Below are 23,672 nucleotides of genomic sequence, written 5' to 3'. Positions count from 1 at the left end.
TTAATTATTTTCTCTGTTTAAATACACCCATCCGGTTTTGTGGCTTCCGTCTGTAAAATAAACCAAATAATAATAGGTAGCCGTTGGCAATAAGTTTCCGTTGTAATCTTGACCATGCCATTGATTTACGTAGTTATTCATTTCAAACACTACCATTCCGTAACGATTAAATATTTTTACTTTTAACACATCAAAGTTTGAGAGATCAAATGTGTCATTTAATCCATCATTGTTTGGAGAAACACCTTTAGGAATGGTGCAATTTGTATTGGTTATTTCAACACTTAAAGAATCACTACACCCCAGCGAATCTGTAACTGTAACTTCATAATTTCCAATTGCTAATCCGGTGATATCTAAAATGGTTTCTTGTGAAGTAAAATTATTTGGCCCCGTCCAATTAATAGTATAATCAACTAATTCATTTGCATTTACTAGTGTGATTGTTTTACGATTATCAATACAAAGCACTTGTACTTCGATTGGAATCTCAATTAATCGTTCGTTAATTGTAATTGATTCTGAAGTTTCACAATCTCCCACAATTGCTTCAACCATATAAATCCCCGGTTGATTAATTTCCAATACACCTTCAGATTCTGAAATTAGAAAAACACCATTCAAATACCAATTAAATACTGATTCATTTACAGAGAAATTTAATGGATTTATGGTTAAAAATGAACTTTGATTGTTACACAATAAGTTATCTCCTAAAACTGAAAAAAGTGGTTTTGGATTAACTTCAATTGAAGTTGATGCAATATCAGAATCACATCCATTTACTGTAACATACAAAAAATAATTTCCTTCATCTGATAAAGTTGAATTAGTAATTATTGGATTTTGTAAGTTAGATTCATATCCATTTGGACCAAACCAATGATAAGTTGCGTTGTTAATAGTTGGAGTTGTTAATTGAATTTGATCTCCTTCACATATTGGTGTTGTTGATGTAATAACAGGCAAAGAAGGAATAGCATTAAATTGAATTGTAATTATAGATTGACTCGATTGATCACAAAAGCCAAAAACGGTATATTGAAATTGATAAGTTCCGGGGGTTAGTAAAGATGTGTCCACATTTGAACCGCTTAAAGCTCCTGAATCTAACAAATCAGTCCATATACCATTTGAATCATAATTGGAAGTGAACAAACTAAAGAGATTTATATTTTCAACACTTTCACAAATTGACAAACTTTCATTTTGCCCGGCATTTGGAACTCCTGCATCCGGATCAATAGTAAATGATAAAATTTGATTACTACACGAATTTGGATTTTGAGCTGAGATACTAACAAAATATTGCCCTGAATTTGTAGCCAAATCAAAAGGAGAAAATTGCAATTGACTGGATGTGCTTAAAATAACCTGAGGAGCAGTGGCTTTATACCATTGATAAGTAAAAAACGGATAGTTTTGCACTGATAAAGAACCGTTTTGACCATTACAAAGATTTGAAACTGAAATTTGTAAAGGTGCTAACGGACTAATTTCAAACAAACTATTAGCAATATTTCCGCAACTATCCTGAATTTGAAAATTGTAAATGGCTGGTTGCAGATTCAAAAACAGGTTAGAAGTGTTATTGTTTACAATAAAAGGTTGGCCATTTTTTTCTGTAATTGAATAGGTTAATGGCGGAACTCCTTCTGCTATTACAAATGTATCTAAATTACCATTTGAACATAAGAAACTATTGACTTCAATAATTCTTGGTCCGCCAGTAAAAATAAATTCATGCAAGACAGCAACGCAATCTTGGACTGCACCAGTTAAATTAAATGTTTGAAAACGTTTTAAAATTCTAAAATTACCTACAGCTGCAATATTTAAATTTATAGAGTTTAAATTTAAGAAATAAGAATTATTAGAATTCGGAACAGTTCCTGCATTGTAAACAACTCCTGTTAGTGGATGTCCCCATTGACCCGTGAGAGGATTTTGTTTTTGCAACCAAAAAGATTGAGCTAAATTTCCATTACTAGCATGTTGAATCTGCAAATTAAAGGAACCACAATTTTCAAACAACGACATCTGATTGTTAGTAATTTCATATCCTTCAATTGTAATTACTTTTGTTGCTTGATATATTAGATCATCACACAAATAATCAAACACAAAAGTATATTCTCCTGCCGGCACAGTTCCATAATTAAATATTCCATTAGAATTTACATTTGAAGTTAAATTTAAAGGTAAAGCACCTTGAAATACAGAAGGGGCATTAATTAGCTGTACAGCAACTATTTCTTGTTCTGAAGACAACCGAATTCCTCCAAAACCAATCTCACAACCGGGTCTTTGAGCAAATTGTATATCAAAAACATTAGTTGGTTGAACGTCACTTGACAAAAAATAAACCTCTCCACAGCTATCTAAAACTTCAAAAACATATAATCCTTGAAAAATATTAGAGTTCATTATAAATAGACCATTAGTTATAAATGACGATAAATTTTCAGGTAAGGAATTAGGGTATTCAGAAGGTGCAATTATCAAATTAACACTGACAATTTGAGTTGGAGGAATTGCACTAATTTGAATTCCACTTTCTGATGTTATCTGACATCCAGCCCAACTTGTAATATTTGGTTCGGCTATTTCTAAAACTATTTCAGTTGTTACGGTGGCTGATCTACCACATGAATCTGTAACTTGGATTGTATACAAACCAACAGGCAATGGATTTGAAGCACTTCCATATAAAATTAGCTCTTCATCAAAAGGCCCAGGATGTGATAGGTTTGCTTGGGAAGGATTAAAACCTATTGGACTTAGCAAAAAGTTGATAGTATATGGAGGTAAATAATTAGACGGTGACAATCCTAAAATCATTCCTAGGCAACCAACTTGAGTTGAAGAGATTGCTAATTCTAAAGCCTTTGAAATTGTATTATTTCTAAAAAAAACATTACCACAACTATCTGTGAACTTTATGGTAAATGTATAGGTTTGTCCGTTGTAGAAAGGGATATCGTTTATAATTGTGCCAGTAGATGAACCATTTAAAATTACATCATTTATAATAATCGGAATTCCGCCTCCAGGTGGAAATATTGTGTATTCTACTTGGACCGGATATGAAATTATACTATTAGTTGCCGCACCATAAAAATTGCTCACTGTTATTGTGTTACAAGTTGGTAAAATAGTATTTGGAAAACCTACTGGATCAATTATGATTGCTAAATTATTGGCCTGCAATGTAAACGTTTGAACTACAGCATCACCACAAACATCAAAAACTCTGATTTGATAAAGTCCGGCGGTTAAATTAGTAAAAACATTTAAAGCTTGTGGAGCAATAATTATGGGCCCGGAAAATATTTCATAAAGGAGGGCATTTCCATTAGTTACATTTACAGTAATTTGACCATCAAACCCACAATTTTCTTTAATTGATTGTAAGGTATAAGTAAGTGTTTGAATTAAGTTTTGAATAGTTACATCCACTTGTTGAGTCCCAGAATCAGCACCTAACGTTTGCGTAGCAACAACGCCATAATTACCCGCATTTAATCCTGTTAAAGATGGAGTTTGCAAAACCGCAATTGGAGTAGTAAGATTTGGCAATAAAAAAACGGCATAGCTCATAGTTGCTCCAGGGGTAATTCCTGAAACACTAAAACTCATTGATCCATTTCCTAAGCAAGTTTCATTAATTGTATTTACTTCCAATGTGAAATTATCAACTTGTGCAAAGGCAAAACTTGACAAGAATAAAAGAAACACGAAAAATAATTGCTGAAACCTCATTAAAAATAGATATCTTCAAAAATAACTAAAAAGTATCAGTTAATTCACTATTTTTTCTTGAAAAGCTTCCCGATTAACTTTCTAACGTCATCCAATCTTTCTAAATTTTCTGTAAAGGTATCCAATGCACCGGGGTTTTTTAAATCAATCCGAGTTGAGCCTTCAATTCCGGTTTGAAGCGGATAAATCAGAATCACATTGTTCTTGTTAAAATATTTATTCATATAACCCGGAATATTTTGCATTGTAGTATTATAAGACAAATTTGGTTTGCGACTCATTATAACCACAAAAGCGTCGTCTTTGTTTAAATTTCTAGACAGTATCAAAAAATCTTCCCAATCTGCAAAAATATTGAAATCAGCATCAACAGGATGTTTTGAGTGGACATCCTTGATTAGATTTAGTGTTGTTTCACTTGCATAAAATATAATTTTTGAGCCTGTATTTTTTCCTAAATTCCAAATTTTTAACAACCAAAACGGAAATCCGATTTCACGTTCAGCTCGTTCAGGAATAACAACCAAATAACGTTTTATTGTTGCAATTGGTTGTGTTGATTTATATATAAAAGTGGTTGTATTGCATTTATTTAAAACACCGTCTGTCAAAGGACCATACAAACTTTCACTAGATCCCAATGACTCTGTTTGACCAAGAATAATATCTGATATTTTCTGTTCTTTTACAACTCCTGAAATACCGTTTAAAATATTAAGATCATAACGCATCAACATATTTAATTTATTATCTGTTGCAGAAGCAACAACGGCGGCTTTATCAACTATTTTCTTTGCTTTTGATTCTTGCGAAGTTGTAGCAATATTGTTACTAATAATATTTAAAGCAAATAACCCTGTTTTATTTTTCTTTGATTTCATAGTTACAGCAAGTTGAATTAATTCTTCTACTGTTTCTATGTTTTTCATTGGAATTAAAATTCGCTCATCACTTTCTATAGATTCTCCATCGCTATCACTCTCCTCATCGTCTTCCATTAATGCCAAGTTATAAGCTCCTTTTTGAGCCACAAAGGATGCAATGGTACATGTAATTAAAATCATTAAAATGGTACCATTCAAAACATTTTCATTCAAAAGCCTATTTGGCATCTTAATATCTGATAATTTGCCTTGAACAAAAACCATTTCAGTTTTATCAGTTAATTTATACGTTCCATCTGCCGGTAAATTTTGCATTAAAGCTTCTGAACCAATTTTTGGAATTTCTCCTTTTTCTAAGTTCTGAAATAACAATTGTGAATTGTCTTCTGTAGTTAATTTGTTGCTCTTCAAATGAACCTCATCATATTGCGGAACACTATCATAACCAATTATAATATTAAAACCAACCAAAACAGCAGCAAGTGTAGCCGCTGCTTGAGCATTACTCAATCCAAAAATCAATCGTCTTTCATCTCGTGAGTAACCAAAAATCTTTTGGGTTATCCAAGCCGGAATGTATTTACCAACTATAGCACACGCAGTCATAATTCCCGCAACTTGCAAAGTGTTCCAATCTTTTATAAAAGCCTTATAATCAATCAACATTCCAACTCCAATAAGAAAAAACGGAATAAACAAAGCATTCCCCACAAATTCAATTCGATTCATTAAAGGCGAAGTATGTGGAATTAATCTATTCAAGGCTAATCCGGCTAAGAAAGCTCCAATAATTGCTTCAATTCCGGCTAATTCAGCCAAGGTACAGCCTAAAAAAACCATTGCTAACACAAAGATGTATTGCGAAATATTGTCGTCAAAACGTTTGAAAAACCATCTTCCAATAATTGGAAAAATAAGCATTACAACCAATCCAAAAACGATTACCGAAATGCCTAATCGCATCCAAAATTCCTGATTAATTTCACCCACTTGCATTCCAGCAATAACTGCCAAAACCAAAAGGGCAAGTGTATCAGTAATCATGGTTCCTCCTACAGTTACATTAACCGCTCGGTTTTTGGCAACACCTAATTTACTAATAATAGGATAGGCAATCAAAGTGTGAGAGGCAAACATACTGGCCAACAAAACGGATGTTGGCAATGAAAATTCTAAAATATAATATCCGGCCAGGGTTCCAATTGTCATGGGTATTGAAAAAGTTAGTAAGCCAAAAACCAAACTTTTTCCGCTGTTTTTTTTGAATTCCGCTAAATCAATTTCTAAACCAGCCAAGAACATGATGTACTGCAAACCAACGGTTCCAAACAAAATAATACTCATATCACGAGCAATTAAATTGAAACCATTTGGTCCAATTAATGCTCCGGCAATAATCAACCCAATAAGGTGTGGAATTCTTAACTTATTTAATAGTATTGGTGCAAATAAAATAATGAACAGTAGTAATGAAAACAATAATACTGGGTTTTTGAGTGGCAAGTTGAAATCTATTCCTATTAAAAAAATCATATAATCAAATTAAAAATTTTAACAAAATACTATTTATCAATTTAAAACAGATAGTAAATAAATACTTTAACGACTGTTTAACAAATTAGAAACTACTTTCTTGATATCCTGTTCTTTATCTTTTGGATAAATTAACAGAACATCACCTTGTTGCACCACAATATAGTCATTTAAACCATCTATGATTACTAATTTTTTATTTTCTGTGCGAATGATATTGTTAGAAGCGTTTTCTGAAATTAATTCAGCATTCACAACCGCATTATTCTGTTCGTCTTTCTCTAATTTTTCGTGTAATGAACCCCAAGTTCCTAAATCATTCCAATCGAAAGTTGCCGGTAAAACAAAAACATTTTTAGCCTTTTCTAAAATGGCATAATCAATTGAAATATCTTCCGCTAAAGCATACTTTTGATTGATAAACTCTTTTTCATTTGATGTATTGTATGTTTCAAAACCCTCTAAAAACAATTGATTCATTTGAGGCTGAAAAGCAGAAAATGCTTCTGTTATTGATTTGACAGACCAGATAAAAATTCCGCCATTCCAAAGGAAATTTCCGCTATCAAGAAAAGATGTTGCTGTTTCGTAATTTGGTTTTTCACGGAACTGATTTACTTTTTTAATGGGATTTGAGTCTGTTTTATCAAATTCGATATAACCAAAACCGGTATTTGGAAAAGTAGGTTGAATCCCTAATGTCATCAACGCATTATTGTGGTGACAATAATCAAAACATTGTTGTAAATTATCGATAAAGGCCGTTTCATCTTCAATCCAATGGTCGCTGGGAGCTACTACCATCACAGCATCCGGATTCATTTTTTGAATTTTTAGCGAAGCATACAAAATACAAGGAGCTGTGTTTCGCATGGCTGGTTCCAATAGAACTTGCTCTTGCTTGACCATTGGTAATTGAGTAAGAACTAGATTATTGTATTTCTCATTAGTTAAAATCAAAATGTTTTCGGTTGGAATTAATTTTGATAAACGACTGAACGTTTTTTGAATCAACGTCTCCCCCGACCCTAACATATCGTGAAATTGTTTAGGTAAATCAGTTGTAGAAACCGGCCAAAAACGGGAACCCACTCCACCGGCCATTAATATTGCATAGTAATTTTTGTTCATTTTATGAGTTGCTGAGCTACTGAGACTCTGAGTTACTAAGTTTTTAGTTGTTACAAATATAGTAAAGTTGCTGAGTTACTGTGTTGCTTATTTACATGAATAAAATCAATATTTAACCCGGAATAATCTCCACCTCAGCATTGGCGTTAAACAAATACAACTTTCCTGTTTTCACTTCCAAACATTCATAGCGTTTGACCCGAAGTCCTTTTTTTTGAAAAACTTTTCCGTTTTTAATTCTGAAAAAACTTCCGGAAGGCACTTCATGTATAAAATGGATATCGGGTTTTCGTTCGTCAAATTGCTTTAAAGCAAAAGCCAATCGAGCATCGGTATCACTACTGGCAGTTGGATTTCTAAAATGATTGGCTATTAATGGCAAAACCGAATTCGGAAAAATCTCCGGTCGAATAAACGGAATCATCAACCGTTGAAACGTAATTTTCCATTCATTTCCGTGTGGTTTGATGTTTCTACCATATTTTTCAAAAGCTGCTAAATGAGCAATTTCATGCACTACCGTAATCAAAAAACGGTATTTATTTAAATTGGCATTCACGGTAATTTGATGTTTTCCTGAAGGATGTCTTCTATAATCGCCATGACGAGTTACTCGCTCATTCACGATTTTCAAATGCACCGAATTGGTTTTGATTAACTCAAAAACAGGTTCAACCGCATGCTCGGGAAGATATTTTAAGAGGACTTCGCTCATTTAGTTGTTGTCAATTTCCTTTTTTTGATGAAGCAAAGTCTTTGCATTTAACTCGGTTACAACTTTTTTTCCTGTTTTGGCTTCTAGTTCTTTTCGAGCAACATTGGCAACATTTCCGCCTTGTTTGGCAACTTCTTTACTATCTTCAAACGTTTCAGGATTTACTGCTTTGGAAATATCTTTTGTAGAAGCTTCTGCTAACATATTCAAAATCAATTCCGTGTTGGTCATATTATCTCGAAGATTCTCCTTTTTTAATCCTTTCAAAAATTTATATTCTTTGGTTGTTTTCCCCGACCAAGATTTTGAAATTATATCGGTTAATGTGGCAAATTGTTGACCTTCTTTAATTCCTCTGCTTTTCCATTCATCAGTTAATTCTTTCCTGATTTCAATGCTTTTTAAACGTTGATTAATCCAATTTTCAGAATATCCCAATTGTAAATATTGTTCTAATGCTCTGTCAATAGTTAATTCAGGATCTTGCATTTCGTCCAATCGTTCCGATGCAATTTGGGCTAACCACAACTTAAACGGCTCTGCTTTTGGAGATGGAATGGATTGAATTAGCCTAAAAAGCTGATCAGTATCAGCGACATCTGTTATTCGCATTTTCCCGTCAGGAGCAACCATTTTCAAACCGTGACAATTCGTCACGGTTTCATTTCCTTCTTGTTTTAGACGTTGTTTTAGCTTTCTCCAATATGCATTTGGATCCACGCTTTCAGTCAAAACTGCTACAACATCTATAATGGAAATGTACCATTTTTCTTTTTCAGCATCCCAAAGTGTTCTTACTTTTTTGTTTTCAAATAGCTGGATGGCGTTTTCTTGTTTCATAATTGTATATATTAAATTTGAATTACGGCGTGGATGAACTTACTTGTAATACTTTCCCGTTGTAATATTTATTTCCTTTCAACGAAAAATCATAAATATAATCGGCCATTTCTTTGGCAGAAAGTGGTGCTTGATATCCCGGAAAGGCTTCGTGTAACATTTCGGTTTGAACGGCTCCTAAAGCCAAAACATTAAACGAAATCCCTTCTTCTTTGTATTCTTCCGCCAACAATTCCGACAAGGTGATAACTGCTCCTTTACTGGAAGAATAAGCGGCTAAACCGGCAAATTTTGAACTTCCTTGAACGCCACCCATTGAACTAATGGTTACCACATGGCTTCCTTTTTTCAAAAAGGGTAAACAAATTCGAGTTAAATTGGCAACGCCAAAAACATTTACTTTGTAAACCATTTCAAAATCGGTTTGCGATAATTGTAAAAATGGTTTTAGCACCAAACAACCGGCATTGTGAATTAACACATCTACATTTTTCCAAGTTTGAGCGATAAATTCTGTAATTAAATTCAATCCGCTTTCTTCCGATAAATCAACAACTAGACAAGTGACATTTGGATGTTCTATTAATTCTTTTACTGTTTTTCGTGAAATAGCCAACACTTGATGACCCTCATTTGCAAATTGTAAGGCAAGTTCGTAGCCAATTCCGCGAGAAGTTCCTGTGATAATAATATTTTTCATTTACTTTTTATATGTGCTAAAAATACAAAAAACCCTTTAAGAAAGTACTTAAAGGGTTTTAAATATGTAGAATTTTAAATAACTTTTAAACCAAACCTCTCGAAATCACAATGCGTTGAATTTCTGAAGTTCCTTCATAAATTTGTGTAATTTTAGAATCACGCATCATTCTTTCTACGTGGTATTCGGCTACATAACCGTTTCCTCCATGAATTTGGACGGCTTCATTAGCCACTTCCAACGCAATTTCAGAAGCGTATAACTTTGCCATAGCTCCAGAATGAGCAATGTCTTTTCCTTCGTCTTTTTCACAAGCTGCCTTCATTACTAATAATTTTGCCGCTGTCACTTTTACATACATATCAGCCAATTTAAAAGCAATTGCTTGGTGCTTAAAGATTTCTTTTCCAAATGCTTTTCGCTCGTGCGAATATTTCAAAGCCAATTCATAAGCTCCGGTTGCAATTCCTAATGCTTGTGATGCAATTCCGATTCTTCCTCCGTTTAACACGTTCATCGCAAAACTAAATCCGAAACCATCGGCACCAATTCTATTTTCTTTGGGCACTTTCACATCAGTAAACATTAACGAATGCGTGTCGCTTCCGCGGATGCCCATTTTCTTTTCTTTTGGACCAATTTCAAATCCGGCCCATCCTTTTTCAACAATAAAAGCATTGATTCCTTTGTGTCCTTTTTCAACATCGGTTTGAGCAATAACTAAATAAGTTGAGGCTGTTGAACCATTGGTAATCCAATTTTTTGTTCCGTTTAACAAATAGTAATCTCCTTTGTCGATAGCTGTTGTTTTTTGAGAAGTAGCATCACTTCCAGCTTCCGGTTCTGACAAACAAAAAGCACCGATTACTTCACCTTTGGCCAACGGAACCAAATATTTCATTTTTTGTTCTTCAGAACAATATTTTTCCATTCCGGCACAAACTAAGGAGTTGTTTACGGACATAATTACGGCTGCCGAAGCATCCACTTTGGCAATTTCTGTCATTGCCAACACATAGGAAACACTGTCTAAACCTGCCCCGCCGTATTTTGGATCAACCATCATTCCCATAAAGCCTAATTCAGCCATCATTTTCACTTGCTCAGTCGGAAATTTTGAATGTTCGTCTCTCTCAATTACACCCGGTAATAATTCTTGTTGAGCAAAATCACGGGCAGCTTGCTGAATCATCAAATGCTCTTCGGTAAGATTAAAATCCATAATTATAAAAAATATTGATTATTTGTTTGTTAAATTTGGAGGCAAAAGTATGACAATTTAGTCAAAATCTCAAACGTTTTCGTAATTTTAGCCTATGTTTAAAGAATCCTATCAAGTGCTCGGTGTCATGAGTGGAACCTCATTGGATGGTATTGATTTGGCTCATGTTCATTTTACTGTTAAAAACAATAAATGGGACTTTTCTATTCTTGAAACAGCAACAATTCCTTATACAGAAAATTGGTTAAACAAACTCAAGTTTGCCGTTAATTTTTCAAAAAATGAATTAGTACAATTAAATGAAGAATATACTGATTTGTTAGGAAACACAATCAAAAAATTTATTGAAGATTATAAAATTCAATTCATTGATGCAGTTTGCAGTCACGGACATACTATTTTGCATCAACCCCAAAATGGCATTACTTTACAAATTGGAAACTTACCTAAAATTGCCGGAATTATAGGTAAAACCGTTGTTTGTGATTTCAGAGTTCAAGATGTTGAATTAGGCGGACAAGGAGCTCCGCTAGTTCCAATTGGTGATAGATTATTGTTCTCGGAATACGATTATTGTTTGAATTTAGGTGGATTTTCAAACATATCATTTGAAGCTAATGGAACACGAATTGCTTTTGACATTTCTCCTGTAAATACTGTTTTGAATTTTTATGCCAATTCATTAGGTTTTGATTTTGATGATAAAGGCGAAATTGCTCGTTCCGGAAAAGTAAATTCAGCTTTATTAACTGAATTAAATAACCTCGGTTTTTATCAAAAAAAATATCCAAAATCACTTGGAATTGAATTTGTAAATGCAACAATTCTACCCTTAATTGGCAATTATTCCATTTCAATTGAAGATAAATTAAACACTTTTGTAGAACATGTTGCTATTCAAATTGCTTTGGCTCTACATAAAAAAGAAGGTAGAATTTTAATAACCGGCGGCGGAGCATACCATCTTTTTTTGTTGGAACGAATGCAAAATCATTTATCAAAAATGCATCTTATTGTTCCTAATACCAAAACATTAGAATTCAAAGAAGCCTTAATTTTCGGATTAATTGGCGTGTTGAAATTACGCAATGAAGTCAATGTGCTCTGTAGTGTAACCGGAGCACAAAAAAATCATTCTTCAGGAAAAATTTTCAGTTAAAAAATCCTTATTTTTTCTACTACTTATTTTTTTTGTAAATTGAACCCTCGAATTTTTCAGTTCAAAAAAGCATAAATGAAAAAGATTTTATTAGTTGAAGACGAAGCCCATGTTGTATCATTTATTAAAAAAGGATTGACCGAAGAAGGTTATGAAGTTTCCGTTGCTTTAGATGGAAAAACCGGACTTTTACTTCAACAAAACAATCAATTTGACATAATCATTTTGGACATTATGTTGCCTGAAATGAACGGTTTGGATGTTTGTAGAGAAATCCGAAAGACAGATATACAAATTCCAATTCTTTTTTTGACCGCTTTGGGAACTGCTGAAAATATTGTTTTGGGTTTAGAATCTGGAGCCGATGATTATTTGGTAAAACCTTTCAAGTTTATTGAACTTTTGGCACGCATCAAAACGTTGCTTCGCAGAACAGAAAGCTATAACCCTTCACCGGAAATCCAAGAGGATTATATCTACAAAATTGACGATTTAATTTTAAACGATTATAGTAAAACAGTTACTCGTGGTGGCGAAGTAATTTCGTTAACTACAACGGAATTCAAACTACTACTCAACTTTTTACAAAACAGAAACAAAGTACTTTCTCGCGGAGAAATTTTAGACACCGTTTGGGGAGTCAATTTTGACATGGGAACCAATGTTGTAGATGTTTATGTAAATTATCTTCGAAAGAAAATTGATTCAACCACCGAAAACAAATTGATTCACACAGTTATTGGAATGGGATATGTTATGAAAGAAAGCTGATTATGAGAACACAAACCAAAACTACTTTACTTTTTCTTTTGCCATTCTTAATTGTTTTATCCTTGTTTGGCGGATTTGTCTATTTTTCATTTTTGAATTATTCCCATAATGATTTTTTTAGATTATTGGAAATTAGAGCCATTACAGCCGGAAAAATTGAATTGGACAACAACCCTACTGCTAATATTAAAGAAATTAAAGAATTACGAGACCAATTTTTTGAAAAACTACCACAAGAAAAAGATTATTTTTTTCCGTTAGAAGAAGTAGAAAAGTTTCATGATGAAAGTGAAACTTTAGGTTTACCAATTTCTTTTTTTGAAAATGTAATTAAAAATGGCAAATCAGATTTCAAAAAAAACAATGTTTTCTACAAAGGCATAATATATAATAGTACAAAGGGCAAATACATTATTGTTGCTTCTGCAGAAAATTATTATGAATTACATCATTCAGCCTATTTAAAACGAACTTTATTCATTTCAATCATTGCCGCTTTTATTATATCGGCTCTTATTTCTTTGTACTTTTCAAAATACATATTTAAACCGCTTCGAAAAATAACAGAACGAGTAAATCAAATTAGCTCTGAAAACCTGCACTTGCGATTAGATGCGGGAAGTAAAAATGATGAGTTAAACGATTTGGCGGTTACCTTCAACACAATGTTAGATAGAATTGAAACGTCTTTTGAAACACAAAACAATTTCATTAGTAATGCTTCTCACGAATTACGAACGCCATTAACCGCCATAATTGGTGAAGCTGATGTGATTTTATCAAAAAGCAGATCACAAGAAGAATATGAAGAAGCTATTAAAATAATGTTAGTGGAAGCTGAAAAATTAGAAAGCAAAACCCGAGCTTTATTGTTTTTAGCACAAACCGGTTTTAATGGAAAAATTCAAAAATTTGATAAAATCCGTTTAGACCAATTATTGATGGATGTAAAAGAAACTTTAGAAAAAATCAATCAAAGAAATAAAATCTGCCTTGATATGAGTTTACTGCCTGAAAATCCTAATATGATTAAGGTAAACGGCAACGAACAATTATTGCATTTAGCATTTAGCAACATCATCAATAATGGCTGTAAATATTCAGACAACCAACCCGTGAGTGTTGCTTTAGGTGCTTCAAACAATAGTGTTTTTGTAGTTATAAAAGATTTAGGAATTGGAATCCCTGAATCAGAATTAAAGTTTATTTATGACCCGTTTTTTAGAGCTTCAAACACAAAAAATTATGAAGGTTTCGGAATTGGTCTTCCTCTTACACGAAATATTATCAGAATGCACCATGGTGAAATTGAAGTCAAATCAATACAAAACCAAGGAACTACGGTTCAAATTAACATTCCAATGTATAAATTTTAACAATTTTAAAAGTTCTTTAAGATTCTCTAATCTCTTTTTAATTTCGCAATAGTTTTTTAATTGAATTCTAATTTTTGATTAATTCAATTCTAATTTCCCACCCATAATTTTGGCACTGTAAAACTTTAAAAAACAAAAGTGCCATGAAAAAAACAATTCTATTACAAACTGATTTCACCATTGAATCATTAAATGTTTTAAAAACTGCTTTAGCACAATCTAACCATGATGATGTTTTTGATATCATATTATTACATGGTGTTCACTTATCAGATTCAATTAGAGATTTATTATTTTTTTCAAAACAAAAAATTATAAATCAATTGGTTTCTGAAGAGTTTGAACAAGCTTGTTTTGTCATTAAAAACAAATATGCTTCAAAAATAAATTCTATTAGAAAAGATATTTTTACCGGATTTACACAATCTGCTTTTAACAGCTACACTGATGCTAACCAAATTGATGCAATTTATCTTCCGGCTAACTTTCAGTGGAATTTTAACAAACAAAAAAGCTTTGATTTGATTCCTTTTATGAATAAAAGCAAACTTCCTATTCAACAAATTGGTTGGCAAACAGCTACCAATATTCCTGAAAAAGGAAAAGTGGCAGAATTATTCTTTAACGGAGTTCCGTCGCACTCTTAAACAATGTAAAACCAAAAGCTATGAAAATTGCTGCCACATATACATTTGTATTTGTTGTTATTGTAGCAACAATTATTACAACTATTTCACTCTCGCAAAGTCCTGAAAAAAAGATAGTAGGACAATGGAATGAACTATCATGGGAATATGAACGAGTAGATATAGTTAATGATACAAACAACAAAGAAATTACAGACGATGTAAAAAAAATAATTGGTCAACATTTAGTTATCCACGAAGCTGAAACTTGGAAGTTTTTACCCAATGGAAAATTAGTGTTGAAAACAGGAGAAAAAGAACGATTGGTTGATTGGAAAATTAAAGGTCGTGGTCACATTCTTCAACTTAAATACGATAACGATGTTGTTGAAAACTATAATTTAACAGAACTAAACAACAATGTATTGGTCTTGAATTTTGATTCTGAAATTCAAGCTCGAGGAATTGCAAAACTAACATTTGAAAAATCATAAACTATGCTCAGAAAATTTAGTAATAGTAGGACTTTAGAAGATAATATTAAACTTGGAGTACTAACTGCCTTTTCCGGCGGAATGGTAAACGTTGCCTCGTTACTGATTTTCTTTTCGTTTTCGTCAAATGTTACAGGTCATTATGCCATTCTGGCTTCTGAAATAGTTAAAGGAAATCTTTACCAAACCGGAGTTGTTTTTGCTTGGATTTTCTTGTTCTTTTTTGGAAGTTTCTTATCTAACTTGATTGTCATCCATTTAAGCAAATTCAATACCTATTTAGCCCATTCAATTCCACTGATATTAGAGATCATTTGTTTGATGACAGTTGGAATTTATGGTCAGTTCTTCTACTTAGAAACCTTACTTGAAACAGAAATCCTGTTGGGAATAATGCTTTTTGCAATGGGATTACAAAACGGATTAACGGCCAGTATTTCAAATTTTTCAGTTAAAACAACCCATTTAACAGGAACAACAACCGATTTAGGAATTTTATTTTCAATGTTCACCAAAAAAGAATATCGAGAAAATGAAGAACTAAGAGGAAAAGCCAAACTGTTAAGCTCTATTGCCATTTCCTATTTATCAGGAGCTATTATTTCAGGTTTGCTATATTTTAACACTGGTTTTCAAGTATTCTATATTGTAAGTATATTTTTAACTATTGTAATTTCTTATGATTTATACAAAATTAGATTTACAAGATATATCATGCTAAAGAAAAGAAGCAATAATATTCCAATAAATGACAAAAGGCCTGTAATTCATCCTTCTTTAAATATTAAATCATTTGCAGAAAGAAGAAAACAAATGAAAGAAGAAACAGTTTAAATTTTCCTCCTGAAAAGGAGGATTTTTTATTTTAAACTTGTACCTAAATTATTTTCAATATTCAAAATGCAAATGTTTTATAAAGATTATATTTGCACTTGAAAACAAACAGACTAACTATAATGAAAGATTTACTCAAAAAATTTGAAAATAAAGAACCTGAAATAATTTTTAATTGGAAAGATGCCGAAACAGAAGCTGAAGGATGGACAGTAATAAATTCTCTAAGAGGTGGTGCAGCAGGTGGCGGAACTAGAATGAGAAAAGGTCTAGACATGAACGAAGTACTTTCACTTGCTAAAACAATGGAAGTAAAATTTTCGGTTTCTGGTCCTGCAATTGGAGGGGCTAAATCAGGAATTAATTTTGACCCAAATGACCCAAGAAAAAAAGGTGTTCTGCAACGTTGGTACAAAGCTGTTTCTCCATTATTGAAAAGTTATTATGGAACCGGTGGCGATTTGAATGTTGATGAAATTCATGAAGTAATCCCAATAACAGAAGAATGTGGCGTTTGGCATCCGCAAGAAGGTGTTTTTAACGGCCATTTTAAACCAACCGAAGCAGACAAAATAAACAGAATTGGCCAATTACGTCAAGGTGTAATTAAAGTAATTGAAAACCCGAAATTTTCTCCTGATGTCAACAGAAAATACACTGTGGCTGATATGATTACCGGATATGGAGTTGCAGAGGCAGTTAGACATTATTATGACATTTATGGCGGAAGCGTTGTAGGTAAAAAAGCAATAGTTCAAGGTTTTGGAAATGTTGGTTCTGCTGCAGCATTCTATTTAGCCGACATGGGTGCTAAAGTTGTTGGAATTATTGACCGAGAAGGCGGAGTAATCAATGAAAATGGCTTTTCATTTGAAGAAATAAAAAGATATTTTTTAAACAAAGACGGCAATAAACTAGTAGCTTCAGACATGATTCCTTTTGAAGAAATCAATCAAAAAATCTGGACGCTTGGTGCAGAAATATTTGCCCCTTGTGCAGCTTCAAGATTAGTCACAAAACAACAAGTTGACCAAATGATTGCTACCGGATTAGAAGTAATTTCAAGTGGTGCCAATGTTCCTTTTGCTGATAAAGAAATTTTCTTTGGTTCTATTATGGAAGAAACAGATGCTAAAGTGAGTTTGATTCCTGATTTTATTGCAAACTGTGGTATGGCTCGAGTTTTTGCCTATTTCATGGAGAAAAAAGTACAAATGACAGATGAAGCCATATTTTTTGACACTTCAGAAACCATAAAAAAAGCATTACACAAAACACATAGTATAAATACCTCTAAAACAAATATTAGTGCAACCGCTTTTGAAATTGCACTACAACAACTAATCTAAGTTTACAATGTTAAATCTTATCATTTTTCTTTTCATAATTGGATACTTATCAATAACTCTTGAACATCCTTTTAAGCTAGACAAAACGGTTCCTTCTTTATTAATGGCCGGAGTTATTTGGGCACTTTTAGCATTTGGTTTCAACCAAGGTTGGCTTTCAGTTATTGATGAATATAGCAATGTTTACAACATCAATAATGGTGATGAAAAAGCACAACTCTATGGGTTTTCTAAAAATTTGATGCACCACTTTGGCAAAACTGCCGAAATATTGATTTTTTTAATAGGAGCAATGACCATTGTTGAAATTATTGATTTACATAGAGGTTTTGACATCATAAAAAGTAGAATTAAAACAACAAACAAAGTTCGTTTGTTGTGGACACTTGGTGTTGTAGCTTTTATATTATCAGCCGTTATTGACAATCTTACAGCAACAATTGTATTAGTAACCTTATTAAGAAAACTAATCCCGGTAAAAGAATACAGAATTTGGTTTGCATCGATGATTGTTATTGCCGCAAATGCTGGTGGAGCATGGTCGCCAATTGGAGATGTTACCACTACAATGCTTTGGATTGCTAATAAAGTAACCGCTGTTGGTCTTTCAGAATATGTTATTGTTCCATCTATTTTATGTTTTGTAGTGCCTTTTCTCTTTGCCTCCCGCATGAAAGCATTTCAAGGCGAAACACCAAGAAAACACTACGAAGTAGATACGGAATCAGAACGATTATTGAGTAGTAAAACAATGCTTTACATTGGGCTTGGTGCCATAATTTTTGTACCAATTTTTAAAATGATTACAGGATTACCACCTTATTTAGGGATGATGTTTAGTTTGGGTTTTGTTTGGTTATTTTCTGAATATATAAAACCTTATGAAGGCTTTAACAAAAAAGACAAACAGCAATATTCCGGACATAAAGCACTTTCTAAGATTGAATTTTCAAGCATCCTTTTCTTTTTTGGAATTCTAATGGCCGTTGCCGCATTAGAGAGTATGGTCTTTGGAAAAATAAACGGAGAAGATATTGGAACTTTAGGCTACGCAGCTGAAAGCTTATCAAAAGCGATTCCAAATTTAGATGTTGTGGTTATTCTTTTGGGAATTTTATCGTCTATTATTGATAACGTCCCTTTAGTGGCTGCTTCTATGGGGATGTATGATTATGAAGTTGATCATGTAATCTGGCATTTTATTGCTTATTGTGCCGGAACAGGTGGCAGCTTACTTATCATAGGTTCTGCTGCAGGTGTTGCCGCAATGGGAATGGAGCGTATCGATTTTATTTGGTATTTAAAAAGAATCACTTGGCTGGCCTTTATTGGCTTTATTTCAGGAGCAATTTGTTTCCTATTTATTGAACATTTTATTCGATAAACAATTTATAATACTATCTTAGCGTTATCAAACTAACTTAAAAACAAATATTGTATGCAACCAGACAGTTTAGCTGTAGCTCAACAGAATTTATTAGACCAAGAACCCGTTCAAAAAACGCTTTCTATATGGGAATTAATCAATAGTGGCGGTATTGGCGGTCAAATTATTATTACCACACTTGCCGTTTTGTTATTTGCAGCTTTATATCTTTATTTTGAAAGAATTATGGCAATAAATAAAGCTTCTAAAATTGATTCCAGTTTCATGAATAATATTAAGATGAATATAATGGGAGGAAAATTAGATGCTGCAAAAATGCTTTGTGCTCAAACAAACTCTCCAGTTGCCCGATTAATTGAAAAAGGCATTTCAAGAATTGGAAAACCTCTTGAAGATATCAATACGGCTATTGAAAATGCCGGTAAACTTGAAATATATAAATTAGAAAAAAATGTAAGCGTTCTAGCAACAATTGCCGGTGCCGCTCCAATGATTGGATTTCTAGGGACTGTAATTGGAATGATTCTTGCTTTCCATGAAATGGCAAACGGTGGCGGTCAAATTGAAGTGAAAGCTTTAGCTGGCGGTATTCAAACTGCAATGACCACAACTGTAGCCGGATTGGTAGTTGGTATTATTGCTTATATGGGATACAACCACGTAGTTGTAAAAACAGACAAAGTGGTACATCAAATGGAAGCCAATGCAACCGATTTTCTAGATTTATTAAACGAACCATCATAAAGACATGAATTTTAGAGGACGAAATAAAGTTACCCCGGAATTTAGCATGTCATCCATGACGGATATCGTTTTTCTATTGTTGATATTTTTCATGCTAACTTCAACCATGGTTACAACAAATGCTCTTGATTTAGTTTTACCTAAAGCAAAAGGAATTACAGCAAAAAATCAAAATATTTCAGTTAGTATATCTAAAGATTTGAATTATTTTATAGATAAAACACAAATACAGGAAACCGATTTAGAACAACAAATTTTATCCTATTTTGCCACAAAAGACGATAAATCTCTAATATTACGTGTTGAAGAAGGTGTGCCAATTGAAAAAGCGGTAAACATCTTGGATATCGCCAACAGAAATCAAATCAAAGTGGTTTTAGCCGTTAGACCTAAATAATTTACACTTATGAAATATTTAGAAACAGAAGAAGAAAAAAAATCATTTGCAATTACGGCAACGATTATGGCTATGCTTTTAATTCTATTTCTGTATTTAGGTTTGCCTTTTATGGATCCGCCACCTGATAATGGTATTGCCATAAATTTTGGAAATACTGATTTTGGTTCAGGAAATGTGAACACCACAGAAACAGTTAATGCATCTCCACAGCCAACTCAAAGTACTGCACAACCTACTCCAACTAAAGAAGACGTGCTTACACAAGACGATATTGATGCACCAGTCATAAAAGAAACAAAAGTGGTTAAACCTGTTAAAGAAGTTAAGGAGGAGACTCCTAAAAAAGTGGAAACACCCAAACAGCCCTCAAAAACAACCACAGATGCATTGTCCAATTTATTAAACGGGCCAAAACAAGATGGTAAAACTAATGAAGGTGATGGTACTTCAACACAAGCGGGAAATCAAGGAAAGTTAGACGGAAGTATTTATTCCAATAGTTATTACGGAACCGGAAAAGGAACCGGAACAGGAAGCGGTGCTTGGGGATTAAATGGCAGACGTCTGGCCAGTCCGGGTGCTGTAAAAGCAGAATGCAATGACGAAGGAACTATTGTAGTGGAAGTAAAAGTGAACAAAAATGGAGGTGTGACCAATGCCAAATTTAGTCCAAGCGGATCAAACACTACCAGTAAATGTTTACAAGATGCCGCCATTAAATCGGCATATAAATACAAATGGAACGATGATTCTAATGCTCCCGATAACCAAATTGGATTTATCGTATTTAATTTTAGAAACGGAGAATAAAAAACAAAATTTATATAGTTAAACCTCACTTTTGTGGGGTTTATTTTTTTAAAATAAAATGACATATAAAGAAACTACAACTTGGATGTTTGCTCAACTGCCGATGTATCAAAATCAAGGAGCATCAGCCTACAAACCTAATTTAGACAACACAATTGCATTAGCCAACTATTTAAATAATCCTGAAAAAAGCATAAAATGTATTCATGTTGCAGGAACCAACGGCAAAGGCTCTACATCATCAATGTTGGCTTCAATACTTCAAGAATCAGGATATAAAGTAGGACTATATACTTCACCACATCTAAAAGATTTTAGAGAGCGAATAAAAATAAACGGTGTAGAAATTACAGAAGAATATGTTGTTGATTTTATAAGCAAAAACAAATCATTTTTTGAAAAACATCAATTGAGTTTTTTTGAAATGACTGTTGGACTAGCATTTTCATACTTCAAAGAAAATAAAATTGATATCGCAATCATTGAAGTTGGCATGGGTGGCAGACTTGATTCTACAAACATCATAACGCCTTTAGTTTCAGTAATCACATCAATCGGACTTGACCATACACAGTTTTTAGGCAACACTTTGGCATCAATTGCTACTGAAAAAGCAGGCATAATAAAAGAAAAGATTCCTGTTGTTATCGGTTCCTTTTCAAACGAAACAAAGATTGTATTTGATAAAATTACTGAAGAAAAAAATGCACCAATATATTATGCCACTGATGTAATTACTAAAACATATCCATCTGATTTAAAAGGATATTATCAAGCGAGTAATCAAAAAACTGTTTTGCAAACTTTAAAAATTCTTACCACCGTAAGCAAATTTAAAATCTACGAAAAAAATATAAAAAAAGGGCTTTTAAATGTTGTGAAAAACACTGGTCTGAAAGGAAGATGGCAACAAATTGAATCAAATCCAAAAACAGTTTGTGATACAGCTCATAACAAACAAGGTTTAGAAATAGTCATGAAACAAATTCAAGATGAAAAATTTGACACATTGCATTTTGTTCTAGGCTTTGTAAACGATAAAAATCTTGATGAAATTTTACCATTATTCCCTAAAAACGCAAGATATTACTTTTCAAAACCAAATAATTTAAGAGCTCTTGAAACATCAAAACTTCAAGAAAAAGCTAATGATTTTGGACTTAACGGAAAAGTATTTAATTCTATTACAGAAGCTTATGAAAACGCTAGAGAAGATGCCGAAAAATCAGACTTCATCTATGTTGGAGGAAGCACTTTTGTTGTTGCAGAAATTTTGTAACTTTTTTACTTTTTTATTTGCAGATACCAAAAACTGTGCTATATTTGCACTCGCAATCAAGCACTAATCGGGCGATTAGCTCAGCTGGTTCAGAGCACCTCGTTTACACCGAGGGGGTCGGGGGTTCGAACCCCTCATCGCCCACACATTTAAAAACAAATGGTTACAAAAGCCGATAAATCTTAAGATTTATCGGCTTTTTGCTTTGGGGCATATACCAAATTATTCATTCAATCTTAATGTGAAAGGGACAAAATCGAGACCCTAAAAATTTCTACAATTTTGGGTCTCGCTAAATCCTTTCAAGCACTGTAAACACTGTACTAACAACCAGTTTAATACTGGTTCAAAAAGTGTACATCTTGTTTACTAAAAGTTTAAAAATTAAATTGAATAGTAATTAAAAGGTCACCACCATGAAAGCAAAAATCACTGTGCATATTTATGCAAAATCTTCAAAAGCTAACAAAAACGGTCAATTGCCAATTTATTTCAGGTTAACTGTAAATGGAGAACGTTTTGAATTCAGCACCAAGAAATTCATTGAAAAATCAAAATGGTCCGCTGAACAATCAAAAATGAAAGGTAACTCAGATGAAGCTAGGTCATTAAATAATTATCTAGATTTAATTAAATCAAAGGTTTTTGATATTCAAATGGAATTACTTCACAAGAGCGAAGAACTATCAATAGAAAATTTTAAATCAAGACTGACCAGAACACATGAACGTGAGCGAATGATCATTCCAATTTATCAAAGCCATAATGATAAAATTAAAGATTTGATTGGAAATGGTTACGCTTATGGAACCTTAGAACGATTTAAAATCTCATTAAAACACCTTCAGGAATTCATTCTTTGGAAATACAACGTGAATGATATAAGTATAAATAAAATCGACTATGGATTTGTAACCGAGTTTGAGTTTTATTTGAGAAGTGTAAAAAAATGCAACAACAATACAGCTGTTAAATATGTTAGAAACTTCAGAAAGATTATCAAAATATGCCTTGATAATGATTGGTTAGATAAAGACCCCACTACTCGATATGAAGGTAAAATGAAAGAAGTAGAAAGAGACTTTTTAACCGAAGAGGAATTATTGAAAATCTATAACAAAAAAATATCATCCGAAAGGCTGCAATTAGTTAGAGACATCTTCATTTTTTCATGCTACACCGGTTTAGCCTACATTGATGTGAAAGGATTGAAAAAGGATCATATTGGTATCGGTATTGATGGCGAAAAATGGATTTTCAAAAACCGTCAAAAAACAGAAACAAAATCTAAAATTCCAATTCTCCCAATAGCTGAAGAAATTATTGAAAAATATAGCAATCACCCTAAATGCTTAAATGAGAATAGCATTCTGCCAATACTCACTAACCAAAAGATGAATGCCTATTTAAAAGAAATTGGAGACCTTTGCGACATCCCAAAAGAAATAACTTTCCACATGGCCAGGCATACGTTTGCTACTTCTGTTACATTGACTAATGGGGTGCCTATTGAAACAGTTAGCAAAATGCTAGGACATAAAAACCTACACACCACGCAGCACTATGCTAAAGTGTTGGATAGAAAAGTTAGTGAGGATATGTCTTTATTAAAACATAAATTATCTATACAACCTATTTCTAAAAGCTCATAAATTG

At 32.9% G+C, this 23,672-nt stretch carries 20 protein-coding genes and 1 tRNA gene; 14 read left to right on the top strand and 7 right to left on the bottom strand.

All coding sequences use genetic code 11. From position 1 onward, the window contains the following. The 7 genes from B3L86_RS00590 to B3L86_RS00560 all read right to left on the bottom strand — a co-directional run bounded on the left by B3L86_RS00590 (position 1) and on the right by B3L86_RS00560 (position 10,787). Positions 1–3,738, bottom strand: coding sequence for a gliding motility-associated C-terminal domain-containing protein (locus B3L86_RS00590; RefSeq protein ID WP_291113823.1), 3,738 nt, complete (start codon positions 3,736–3,738; stop codon positions 1–3). A 71-nt stretch (positions 3,739–3,809) separates the two neighbouring features. Beyond that, on the bottom strand, positions 3,810–6,179 hold the full coding sequence (locus B3L86_RS00585) for a cation:proton antiporter (protein WP_291113820.1): 2,370 nt from the start codon (positions 6,177–6,179) through the stop codon (positions 3,810–3,812). A 66-nt stretch (positions 6,180–6,245) separates the two neighbouring features. Continuing rightward, positions 6,246–7,310: a mannose-1-phosphate guanylyltransferase gene (locus B3L86_RS00580; RefSeq protein WP_291113817.1), complete on the bottom strand. Its 1,065-nt coding sequence runs from the start codon at positions 7,308–7,310 to the stop codon at positions 6,246–6,248. Between the two features lie 112 nt (positions 7,311–7,422). Next, on the bottom strand, positions 7,423–8,025 hold the full coding sequence (locus B3L86_RS00575; protein WP_291113814.1) for a SprT-like domain-containing protein: 603 nt from the start codon (positions 8,023–8,025) through the stop codon (positions 7,423–7,425). Next, positions 8,026–8,865, bottom strand: coding sequence for a BRO-N domain-containing protein (locus B3L86_RS00570; RefSeq protein WP_291113812.1), 840 nt, complete (start codon positions 8,863–8,865; stop codon positions 8,026–8,028). 22 nt (positions 8,866–8,887) lie between these two features. Beyond that, positions 8,888–9,565 carry an SDR family NAD(P)-dependent oxidoreductase gene (locus B3L86_RS00565; protein WP_291113809.1) on the bottom strand — a complete coding sequence of 226 codons (678 nt, stop codon included), beginning with the start codon at positions 9,563–9,565 and terminating at the stop codon, positions 8,888–8,890. 85 nt (positions 9,566–9,650) lie between these two features. Beyond that, positions 9,651–10,787, bottom strand: a complete 1,137-nt coding sequence (locus B3L86_RS00560; RefSeq protein ID WP_291094965.1) for an acyl-CoA dehydrogenase family protein — start codon at positions 10,785–10,787, stop codon at positions 9,651–9,653. Between the two features lie 94 nt (positions 10,788–10,881). Here B3L86_RS00560 and B3L86_RS00555 point away from each other — a divergent pair, with 94 nt between their 5' ends. The 14 genes from B3L86_RS00555 to B3L86_RS00490 all read left to right on the top strand — a co-directional run bounded on the left by B3L86_RS00555 (position 10,882) and on the right by B3L86_RS00490 (position 23,668). Further along, positions 10,882–11,946, top strand: coding sequence for an anhydro-N-acetylmuramic acid kinase (locus tag B3L86_RS00555; RefSeq protein ID WP_291113806.1), 1,065 nt, complete (start codon positions 10,882–10,884; stop codon positions 11,944–11,946). 75 nt (positions 11,947–12,021) lie between these two features. Then, positions 12,022–12,717, top strand: a complete 696-nt coding sequence (locus tag B3L86_RS00550) for a response regulator transcription factor (protein ID WP_188362734.1) — start codon at positions 12,022–12,024, stop codon at positions 12,715–12,717. 2 nt (positions 12,718–12,719) lie between these two features. Next, on the top strand, positions 12,720–14,093 hold the full coding sequence (locus B3L86_RS00545) for a sensor histidine kinase (RefSeq protein WP_291113801.1): 1,374 nt from the start codon (positions 12,720–12,722) through the stop codon (positions 14,091–14,093). Between the two features lie 143 nt (positions 14,094–14,236). Continuing rightward, positions 14,237–14,740, top strand: a complete 504-nt coding sequence (locus B3L86_RS00540; RefSeq protein WP_291113798.1) for a hypothetical protein — start codon at positions 14,237–14,239, stop codon at positions 14,738–14,740. A 20-nt stretch (positions 14,741–14,760) separates the two neighbouring features. After that, a complete protein-coding gene (locus B3L86_RS00535; protein WP_291113796.1) occupies positions 14,761–15,213 on the top strand; it encodes a hypothetical protein in 453 nt (150 codons plus the stop codon). 3 nt (positions 15,214–15,216) lie between these two features. Continuing rightward, positions 15,217–16,047: a YoaK family protein gene (locus B3L86_RS00530; protein ID WP_291113794.1), complete on the top strand. Its 831-nt coding sequence runs from the start codon at positions 15,217–15,219 to the stop codon at positions 16,045–16,047. A gap of 122 nt (positions 16,048–16,169) precedes the next feature. Next, the gene (locus B3L86_RS00525; RefSeq protein ID WP_291113791.1) at positions 16,170–17,396 is read left to right on the top strand and encodes a Glu/Leu/Phe/Val dehydrogenase dimerization domain-containing protein; all 1,227 of its coding nucleotides are present in this window, start codon (positions 16,170–16,172) and stop codon (positions 17,394–17,396) included. Between the two features lie 7 nt (positions 17,397–17,403). Beyond that, a complete protein-coding gene (gene nhaD / locus B3L86_RS00520) occupies positions 17,404–18,780 on the top strand; it encodes a sodium:proton antiporter NhaD (RefSeq protein ID WP_291113788.1) in 1,377 nt (458 codons plus the stop codon). A 54-nt stretch (positions 18,781–18,834) separates the two neighbouring features. Beyond that, positions 18,835–19,527 carry a MotA/TolQ/ExbB proton channel family protein gene (locus B3L86_RS00515; RefSeq protein ID WP_291113785.1) on the top strand — a complete coding sequence of 231 codons (693 nt, stop codon included), beginning with the start codon at positions 18,835–18,837 and terminating at the stop codon, positions 19,525–19,527. Between the two features lie 4 nt (positions 19,528–19,531). Further along, on the top strand, positions 19,532–19,924 hold the full coding sequence (locus B3L86_RS00510; RefSeq protein ID WP_188362742.1) for an ExbD/TolR family protein: 393 nt from the start codon (positions 19,532–19,534) through the stop codon (positions 19,922–19,924). Between the two features lie 9 nt (positions 19,925–19,933). Beyond that, positions 19,934–20,737: an energy transducer TonB gene (locus tag B3L86_RS00505; protein ID WP_291113781.1), complete on the top strand. Its 804-nt coding sequence runs from the start codon at positions 19,934–19,936 to the stop codon at positions 20,735–20,737. Positions 20,738–20,795: 58 nt separating this feature from the next. Beyond that, positions 20,796–22,016 (top strand): bifunctional folylpolyglutamate synthase/dihydrofolate synthase, encoded by a 1,221-nt coding sequence (locus B3L86_RS00500; RefSeq protein ID WP_291113778.1) that lies wholly within the window; start codon positions 20,796–20,798, stop codon positions 22,014–22,016. Between the two features lie 69 nt (positions 22,017–22,085). Continuing rightward, positions 22,086–22,160 (top strand) — tRNA-Val (locus tag B3L86_RS00495). A gap of 272 nt (positions 22,161–22,432) precedes the next feature. Next, positions 22,433–23,668, top strand: coding sequence for a site-specific integrase (locus B3L86_RS00490; RefSeq protein WP_291113775.1), 1,236 nt, complete (start codon positions 22,433–22,435; stop codon positions 23,666–23,668). The last annotated feature ends 4 nt before the right edge of the window (positions 23,669–23,672 follow it).

The sequence above is a fragment of the Flavobacterium sp. UBA6135 genome, from assembly GCF_002428305.1.
Taxonomy (GTDB): domain Bacteria; phylum Bacteroidota; class Bacteroidia; order Flavobacteriales; family Flavobacteriaceae; genus Flavobacterium.
Note: the sequence above shows the minus strand (reverse complement) of the source record. Positions and strands in the feature narration are given on the sequence as shown.

Excerpts from the sequence above, each read along its gene's own strand:
- B3L86_RS00585 (WP_291113820.1), bottom strand. The coding sequence starts at position 6,179 with ATGATTTTTTTAATAGGAATAGATTTCAACTTGCCACTCAAAAACCCA.
- B3L86_RS00525 (WP_291113791.1), top strand. The coding sequence starts at position 16,170 with ATGAAAGATTTACTCAAAAAATTTGAAAATAAAGAACCTGAAATAATT.
- B3L86_RS00550 (WP_188362734.1), top strand. The coding sequence starts at position 12,022 with ATGAAAAAGATTTTATTAGTTGAAGACGAAGCCCATGTTGTATCATTT.
- B3L86_RS00490 (WP_291113775.1), top strand. The coding sequence starts at position 22,433 with ATGAAAGCAAAAATCACTGTGCATATTTATGCAAAATCTTCAAAAGCT.
- B3L86_RS00500 (WP_291113778.1), top strand. The coding sequence starts at position 20,796 with ATGACATATAAAGAAACTACAACTTGGATGTTTGCTCAACTGCCGATG.
- B3L86_RS00555 (WP_291113806.1), top strand. The coding sequence starts at position 10,882 with ATGTTTAAAGAATCCTATCAAGTGCTCGGTGTCATGAGTGGAACCTCA.
- B3L86_RS00560 (WP_291094965.1), bottom strand. The coding sequence starts at position 10,787 with ATGGATTTTAATCTTACCGAAGAGCATTTGATGATTCAGCAAGCTGCC.
- B3L86_RS00505 (WP_291113781.1), top strand. The coding sequence starts at position 19,934 with ATGAAATATTTAGAAACAGAAGAAGAAAAAAAATCATTTGCAATTACG.
- B3L86_RS00575 (WP_291113814.1), bottom strand. The coding sequence starts at position 8,025 with ATGAGCGAAGTCCTCTTAAAATATCTTCCCGAGCATGCGGTTGAACCT.
- B3L86_RS00540 (WP_291113798.1), top strand. The coding sequence starts at position 14,237 with ATGAAAAAAACAATTCTATTACAAACTGATTTCACCATTGAATCATTA.
- B3L86_RS00515 (WP_291113785.1), top strand. The coding sequence starts at position 18,835 with ATGCAACCAGACAGTTTAGCTGTAGCTCAACAGAATTTATTAGACCAA.
- nhaD (WP_291113788.1), top strand. The coding sequence starts at position 17,404 with ATGTTAAATCTTATCATTTTTCTTTTCATAATTGGATACTTATCAATA.
- B3L86_RS00510 (WP_188362742.1), top strand. The coding sequence starts at position 19,532 with ATGAATTTTAGAGGACGAAATAAAGTTACCCCGGAATTTAGCATGTCA.
- B3L86_RS00580 (WP_291113817.1), bottom strand. The coding sequence starts at position 7,310 with ATGAACAAAAATTACTATGCAATATTAATGGCCGGTGGAGTGGGTTCC.
- B3L86_RS00565 (WP_291113809.1), bottom strand. The coding sequence starts at position 9,565 with ATGAAAAATATTATTATCACAGGAACTTCTCGCGGAATTGGCTACGAA.
- B3L86_RS00545 (WP_291113801.1), top strand. The coding sequence starts at position 12,720 with ATGAGAACACAAACCAAAACTACTTTACTTTTTCTTTTGCCATTCTTA.
- B3L86_RS00530 (WP_291113794.1), top strand. The coding sequence starts at position 15,217 with ATGCTCAGAAAATTTAGTAATAGTAGGACTTTAGAAGATAATATTAAA.
- B3L86_RS00570 (WP_291113812.1), bottom strand. The coding sequence starts at position 8,865 with ATGAAACAAGAAAACGCCATCCAGCTATTTGAAAACAAAAAAGTAAGA.
- B3L86_RS00535 (WP_291113796.1), top strand. The coding sequence starts at position 14,761 with ATGAAAATTGCTGCCACATATACATTTGTATTTGTTGTTATTGTAGCA.